Raw genomic sequence first — 7,523 nt, forward strand, 5'->3', positions numbered from 1 at the left:
CAGCCATGACCGACACCTCTAGCCGAAAAACGTTTCGCCTCCGCCTCGACCATATGATCGGCACTTTGCGGGGAGATATTATTACCGGCAAACGAAAACCCGGCGAATTTTTGCCGACCGAGCGGGAAATGTCCAAGCAGTTCAATCTTAGCAACAAGCTGATCCGCCTAGGGCTCGAGAAGCTCGTCGAAGAACGGCTGATCGAGAAAATCGCCCGCATCGGCAACCGGGTGGCGGAATCGTTGCCCGAGCTTACGGTCAGCCTAAAATTTGGATACCCGTCGGCGCTCGACCGCGAAGCCGAAATGGCCGAGCTTATTCGCAGGTTCCATCTGAAATATCCGTCCGTCCACGTTCAGCCGATCCCGATCGGCATCGAGAAATATTATGATACGGTCAAAGAATATATGGAATCCGGCATGCTCGATGTCGTCGGAATGAATTACAACAATTTCCACGATTTCGCAAGACGCGGCCGGTTGGATTTACTGTATGAATTCGAGCGTGATGATTCCGTGTACCCGTTCCTGGCGGATGCCTTCACAAGCGGCGGCAAGCAGTATGTTCGGCCGTTCGTCTTCTCTCCGCTCGTGCTGTGCTACAACCGCGATCATTTGCGCGAAGCCGGCTTGCCCGACCCGTATCGCCCGGACAGCTGGACCAGACTGCTTCAAGACGCTTCCCGGCTCACGATCGAGAACGAAAGATTCGGATTTTATTTCTTCCTTCATTCCAAAAACCGCTGGCCGGTTTTCGCCCTGCAGGGTAGGGATACGTCGGCGCATGCCGAAGCGGTCGCCTCCCGGCTAATGGAAGGACTGAACCTGTGCCGGGAAATTATAAACGCGCCGAACACGTTCCCGACTTTCCTGTCGGGAAGCGATGCCGCCGCGGAGGAGTTGTTCGCGCAAGGAAAAGTATCGGTCATCATCACCTCATACATGGCGATGAACTATCTTCGCGGAACCGACGTCCCGTTCGACATCGCGCCATTGCCCGCACTGCGGACGGACGCGACGATCTTGATGACGATCGGGGCCGCCGTCAACACGCGCTCGGAATCCGTTGCGGCCGCCCGCACGTTCGCCGACTTCCTGGTGTCGGACGAAGCTCAGATGGTGCTGAGGACGAAGACGCTGAGCATCCCCGCCTTGCCGTCTGCAGCCGAATGGGAAGGCGAGGAAACGATGTACCGCCCTCCCGGCTTTTTGCTGTTCCGCGGGCTCGTGCCTTTTCTGCGCTTGTTCACCGACATCGGCTTGTCGGTCGAGCAGATGGACGCGGTCATCAAGGAAGCGAGACTGTATTGGGCCAAGCTGCAAAGCGAGGACGGGATGCGATCCAAAATCGCGGATATTTTGCGGAGCGGTTAAGCTTGAAGCCGTTTGTCCGCGAATCGGCGAATTTCCATCAGTAACGATTTGGGTTCGAACGATCCTTTTTGAATGACGCCTTTCACATAGCCGTTCAATTTCATCCGGTCCTCCTGCGTAATCGTCTTGGCCGTCACGACTACGATCGGTATGGCATTCCATGTTTCTTGCTTGCGCAGCTCCTCGATGAATTGAAAACCGTCCATCTCGGGCATCATCAAGTCCAGCAAGATCAATTCGGGCACGCTTCTCGCCATGCAGTCCAAAGCGAGCCGGCCATTTCTGGCCCGGGTGACGGAATATCCTTCTTTCTGCAGCATCCTGGCCATTAATTCGCTTGTCGTATCGTCGTCTTCGATGACCAGGACGGAATGGTCGGTCCGGTTCGAAATAAACTTGTCCATGACACCGATCAGACGCTCCCGATCCACCGGCTTCATCAGAAACTCGGAAGCGCCGAGCGCATAGCCGAGCTGCTTGTCGCTCGTCATCGACCAGATGACGACGGGGATGTCCTGCAGCTCCGGATCGCTCTTGATGACCGACAGAACGCTCCACCCGTCCATGCCCGGCATGAGAATATCGAGACAGATCACTTTGGGGCGCAGCTTCTTCGCGAGCTGAAGCCCTTCTTGTCCGTTCTCGGCAACCGCCAATGTCCATCCTTCCTTGGCGAGATAGCGCCGCATCAATTGCTGGTTGAACGGCTCGTCGTCAATCAGAAGAATGCTCACCCGATTGTACGCTTCCGGCTGCTCCTCATACGCTGCAGCCGCATCGGCGATCGTTTCCTGCGCGGATGGGGAGGCCGGAAGCCAGCAAGTGAACGTGCTGCCGCTCCCCGGCTCGCTTAGCACCGTTATATCGCCTCCCATCAAGTTGCAGAAGCGCTGACTGATCGCCAGCCCGAGTCCGGTACCCCCGTATTTGCGCGTAGTCGATGCATCGGCTTGCGTGAAAGGCTGGAACAGCTTCTCCACCTGCTCGGCCGACATGCCGATTCCCGTATCTTGGACACGGAAGCAGTAGCCGTCTTTATTCTCTCTCGTCTCGCGATACACTTCGAGAACGACTGTGCCGTCCTTCGTAAATTTGCTTGCGTTGCTGAGCAGGTTGATCAATATTTGTCTCAGCTTCGTCACATCGGTCGTCATTTCGCCTTCTATCGAGCGCGTGTCAAACCGGTTGCCGTTGCCTTCGACCAGCGGCTTGACCGTAGTCGTCACATCCCCGATCAAACTCGTCAAATCGAACGTTTCGAAGTACATGTCCATTTTACCGGCTTCAATCTTCGAAATATCCAAAATATCGTTTATTAACGAAAGCAAATGCTTGCCCGCTTTGCTTATTTTCCCGAGATCTTCCACGAAGGAAGGCTCGCCGAGATCTTCCGCATCTTCCACGAGCATTTCGCTGTACCCGATGATGGCGTTAAGCGGCGTTCTCAGCTCATGGCTCATATTGGCCAGAAACTGGCTCTTGATCATATTCGCCTTGATCGCTTCATCGTGCGCCTTCTCGAGCTGCGCGGTGCGTTCCTGCACCAACTCCTCCAGATGGTCGTTCAACTGGCGCAGCTCCCTGTTCATCATCAAAATTTCATTTGCTTTTTCCTCGATTTCCGAATCTTTGAGTGAAAACCGTTTCGAGATAAAAATGCCGAACAACGATAAACCGAGCGTAAACAGCGTGCCGCCCGAAATGAAATACGCGAGCCATTTCTGATCCAGCACGATGCCCGCCGCCAGCTCCGATTTACCCCCCAAATGGAAATCGGCGGCTATCATGCCCGTATAGTGCATCCCGACGACCGCGGCGCCCATAATGAGCCCGCTCCCCAGCTTCTTCCAGCCTTCTCCGCGCTCCCCGCCCTTTCGGAAATAAAACGCAAGCCATAACGCGGCGACGGATGCGATCAGCGCGATTACGATCGATAACGCAAATAGTAACGGATCGTAAGTAATATCGATCAGCATGGCCGCCATTCCGGTATAATGCATCGTCGAGATGCCGGCGGCAAGCAGCATTCCGCCCCCGAGCAGCTGCAGTACCGTTACCCGGCTCCGGCCGACGATGTAAAGCGCGATAAAGGACGCGACTATGGCTGCTGCAACCGACAGCAAGACTATGATCAGATCGTATGCAACCGGAACGGGCAGCGAGAAGGCGAGCATCCCGACGAAATGCATCGACCAGATGCCCATCCCCATGGCGACCGCGCCGAACAACAGCCAGAGCCACCGGCTGCGCCCTTTGGACGTGCTTATTCTCCCTGCCAAATCAAGAACGGTATAAGATGCCGCAACCGCGACGACATACGAAAATATAACCAGCACCGTATCATACGAGCCATGCACATGCTCCACGCCAAATCCCTCTCTTCTGCTATGGTTTCCTGGAATTGCCGAACAACATTCAAACCGTTCTCATCGGAACAAAAAAAGCGTTCTCCAGGTCGCGGGCCGACAAGGGCCGGCTGAAGTAAAAGCCTTGTATTTCCTTGCAATCGTTGTCGGTCAATATGTCGAGCTGATCCTTCGTCTCGATTCCTTCCGCGACAACTTCCATATCCAAATGCTGCGCCATCGAAATGATCGTCGCAACAATGGCTTTATCGCTCTTATTGACGGCAATATCCCGGATAAAGGACCGGTCTATTTTCAGCTTGTGAATCGGGAACTGCTTCAAATAATTGAAAGAGCTGTAGCCTGTGCCGAAATCGTCCAAGCTGATCCGGACGCCGTATTCGGTTAACTCGTTCAAAATACCGGCAGATACGGCGGCGTTCATCATCATGCTCTCCGTAATCTCCAGCTCGAGATATCGGGGGGCGAGACCCGCCTCTTCCAAAATTTTTCTTATGTAGTCAATGAGATTGGATTGATGGAATTGCTGGGAAGACAAATTGACCGATACGGGAATGAGCGGCCCTCCCGTGTCGTGCCACTCTTTCATTTGCCGGCACGCTTCACGCAATACCCAAGTCCCCAGTTCATAAATCATTCCCGACTCTTCCGCGATGGGGATGAACACGCCCGGGGCCAATAGGCCTCTGGTCGGGTGATTCCAGCGCACAAGAGCTTCGACGCCGACGATTTGGCTGTCGCACGTTCGAATTTGCGGCTGGTAATGCAGCAGAAGCTCGTTCCGCTCGATCGCTTTCCTCAGATCGCCCTCCAGCTGTATTTTTTGCAGCAGCTGCTCGTTCAGCTCGCTTGTAAAAAACTGAAACCCGTTTTTTCCGTTTTTCTTCACTTCGTACATCGCCGTGTCCGCATTTTTCAGCAATTGGACCGCATCTTGTCCGTCGTCCGGGTACACGGCTATTCCGACGCTCGCCGTAACATAGAAATCATTTTCCTTGAGCCGGTAAGGAAGCCCGATCGCTCCTATGATGCGTTCCGCCAAATTCGCGGCGTCGTCATTCTCGAAGCAATGGTCATAGAGAAGCGTAAATTCGTCCCCGCCGATTCGCGCCAAAGTCACTTCGAGCCCTGCCGTACACGCGCCGATTCGCCGGCATATTTCCTGCAGCAGCAAGTCTCCGTATGTATGACCGAGGGAATCGTTGATCATTTTGAAACGGTCGATGTCCATCACCATGACGGCGAATCGCGCGGACTCTCTCTCGATCGTCTCCGAGAGCACGCGGTTGAACATTCGTCTATTCGGCAATCCGGTCAATTCATCGTGATAGGCCAAATATTGAATTTTTTCCTTCGTCCGCTTCTCCTCGGTCACATCCCTGGCTATGATATAGTTGCCTACAACTTGTCCATCCAGCTTCACCGGAACATTCACCACGCTCAATTCGACCCGGTGCCCTCCCCGATGAATAATCGCCGTTTCATAGACTTGCATTTCGCCGCTGAAGGACTTCAGGAACAGGCCCCGCGTACGTTCCCGCTCCTCCTCGGCGATAACGGGAAGGATCGCGTCGATCGATTGATGGAGCAGCAAGGAGCCGGGCAATCCCGTGATCTTGGAGGCGGCGGGGTTGAATCCGATAATTTGATTATGCAGATTGACCGTGATGATGCCGTCCTGGTTATTCTCGTACAACGATTTATACCATTTCTCGTGCTCGTTCATTTCCGATTCTTTATGGGAAAACTTTCTGGAGATGAATATGCCGAGCAGCGACAAGCCGAGCGTAAACAGTGTACCTCCCGAAATGAAATAAGCGAGCCGCTTCTGATCCAGCACCATGCCTGAGGCGAGCTCCGACCTGCCGCCCAGATGAAAGTCCGCCGCCATCATGCCCGTATAGTGCATCCCGACGACGGCAGCGCCCATAACGAGCCCGCTCCCCAGCTTCTTCCAACCTTCTCCCCGTTCTCCGCCTTGGCGGAAATAAAACGCCAGCCATAACGCGGCGATCGATGCGGTCAGTGCGATGGCGATCGATAATGTAAAATAGATCGGATCGTATTCGATATCGATCAGCATCGCGGCCATTCCGATATAATGCATCGCCGAAATGCCGACGGCAAGGAGCACGCCGCCCCCTAGCAATTGACGAACGGTTACTTTGCTCTGTCCGACAACGTATAGCGCGATAAAGGATGCGGCCATGGCGACCGCTACCGACAGCACGACCGTGACCAGATCATAGGCGACCGGAACGGGCAGCGTGAAGGCGAGCATCCCGACGAAGTGCATCGACCAGATGCCCATGCCCATCGCGACCGCGCCGAACACAAGCCATAACCACCGGCCGCGTCCTTTGGACGTGCTTATTCTTCCTGCCAAATCAAGAACGGTATATGATGCCGCGACGGCGACGACATACGAAAATACGACAAGCCATTTATCGTATGAGCCATGTACATGCTCCATCCCTTCTCCTCATTTCCACGGATAAGTCCGATTCAAGATTGACTTATCCGCACTCCATATTCCTCCAGCAACATCCATCCTGGCAGTTCCTTCGATATATCGGTAAATCTCTTAATAATCATTACTATTATAGCAGGGATAAAAGAAAAAAAAGCCGCGATTTTCGCGACTTCTTCTATGGATCTTGTATGAAAATGGTTGCATCCGATTACAACAGCGATTCCGCCCCGTCGATAAAGATCTCGGTTCCGGATATGTGGCTCGATTCTCCCGAAGCGAGAAACAAGACGAGATCGGCTACCTGCTCGGGCGTGCCCGCCTTATGCTCGAGCGGCTGGCTGCCTTGCGGATATTGGACCGGGATTTCGATTTCCTTAAGCTGCGGCGTCTTCTTCGTGTTCTCGCCGATGTTCGTATCGATCGCACCCGGGCAGATGACGTTAACGCGGATTTTGTAGCGCGCCAGCTCCAGGGCGGCCATCTTCGCGAAGGCGACCTGCCCGGCCTTCGAAGCGCTGTAGGCGGACGCGCCGAAGCCGGAAAACTTGCGGCTGCCGTTGATCGAGCTCGTAATCATAATGCTGCCGCCGTTTTGCTTCATATGGGGAATCGCATATTTGACCGCGAGAAACGTTCCCTTCAAGTTGGTCGTCAGCGTGTTGTCCCAATCCGTCTCCGACATGTTCTCGATCGGCGTCAACGTTCCGTTGATGCCCGCATTGGCGAACACGATATCGAGCCGTTTCCACTGCTCGAACGTTTGGCGGATACCGTCGCTCATCCGCTTCGGATCCGACACGTCGATGTCGACGACGATCGCCTGCCCGCCGGAAGCTTCGATCTGCTTCTTCACCTCGTCGGCACGATTTTCCTTCAGATCGGCAAGACATACTTTCGCGCCTTCCTGCGCCAGCCGGATCGCGGCCGCTTTTCCGATCCCAGACCCCGCTCCGGTGACGAAGGCGACCTGATCCTTGACGCGCTGCAGCTGCTGTTCGGGCTTTACTTGAGTTTGCGGCATAGTAGACACTCCTTTGTACCGTTTTTGGCCATTCCCCCTTATATTACCCAAAACGGCAACTGTATCCTCGGAGCGAACCTTATTTCACTGTTTATGAACCAAAGTTGCTTATTTCGCTGAAATTTGGCTCGAAAAATGAAAGAGCGAACCAAATTTTTCTATTACATTTAAGCCCCATAATTGGAATGGAGTCATCATAGTGAACTCATGTACACTATAGATGAGGGGGGGCGAACAACATGAAAAAGAACAGCATCTACGAAGAACTCCGACTGAAAGTAGCACAAGAA

The 7,523-nt window shown here is 54.0% G+C and carries 4 protein-coding genes; 1 reads left to right on the top strand and 3 read right to left on the bottom strand.

All coding sequences use genetic code 11. The features are described from left to right. The first annotated feature begins 5 nt into the window (after positions 1-5). Complete coding sequence (locus FE783_RS29115) at positions 6-1,373, top strand: extracellular solute-binding protein (protein ID WP_158302092.1); 1,368 nt, start codon at positions 6-8, stop codon at positions 1,371-1,373. On the opposite strand, the gene FE783_RS29120 is transcribed toward FE783_RS29115, so the two are convergent. The 3 genes from FE783_RS29120 to FE783_RS29130 form a co-directional block, all read right to left on the bottom strand. Then, entirely contained in the window at positions 1,370-3,739 is a 2,370-nt protein-coding gene (locus FE783_RS29120) for a response regulator (RefSeq protein WP_138882906.1), read from the bottom strand. The two genes, FE783_RS29115 and FE783_RS29120, sit on opposite strands and share 4 nt — an antisense overlap. Before the next feature lie 49 nt (positions 3,740-3,788). Further along, a complete protein-coding gene (locus FE783_RS29125; RefSeq protein WP_138882907.1) occupies positions 3,789-6,212 on the bottom strand; it encodes an EAL domain-containing protein in 2,424 nt (807 codons plus the stop codon). Positions 6,213-6,420: 208 nt separating this feature from the next. Next, entirely contained in the window at positions 6,421-7,233 is an 813-nt protein-coding gene (locus FE783_RS29130) for an SDR family oxidoreductase (RefSeq protein WP_138882908.1), read from the bottom strand. Positions 7,234-7,523: the final 290 nt, after the last annotated feature.

It is taken from the genome of Paenibacillus mesophilus, assembly GCF_005938385.1.
GTDB classification, from domain to species: Bacteria; Bacillota; Bacilli; order Paenibacillales; family NBRC-103111; genus Paenibacillus_AB; species Paenibacillus_AB mesophilus.

Coding starts and splice junctions, on each gene's coding strand:
- FE783_RS29125 (WP_138882907.1), bottom strand. CDS start 6,212: ATGGAGCATGTACATGGCTCATACGATAAATGGCTTGTCGTATTTTCG.
- FE783_RS29130 (WP_138882908.1), bottom strand. CDS start 7,233: ATGCCGCAAACTCAAGTAAAGCCCGAACAGCAGCTGCAGCGCGTCAAG.
- FE783_RS29115 (WP_158302092.1), top strand. CDS start 6: ATGACCGACACCTCTAGCCGAAAAACGTTTCGCCTCCGCCTCGACCAT.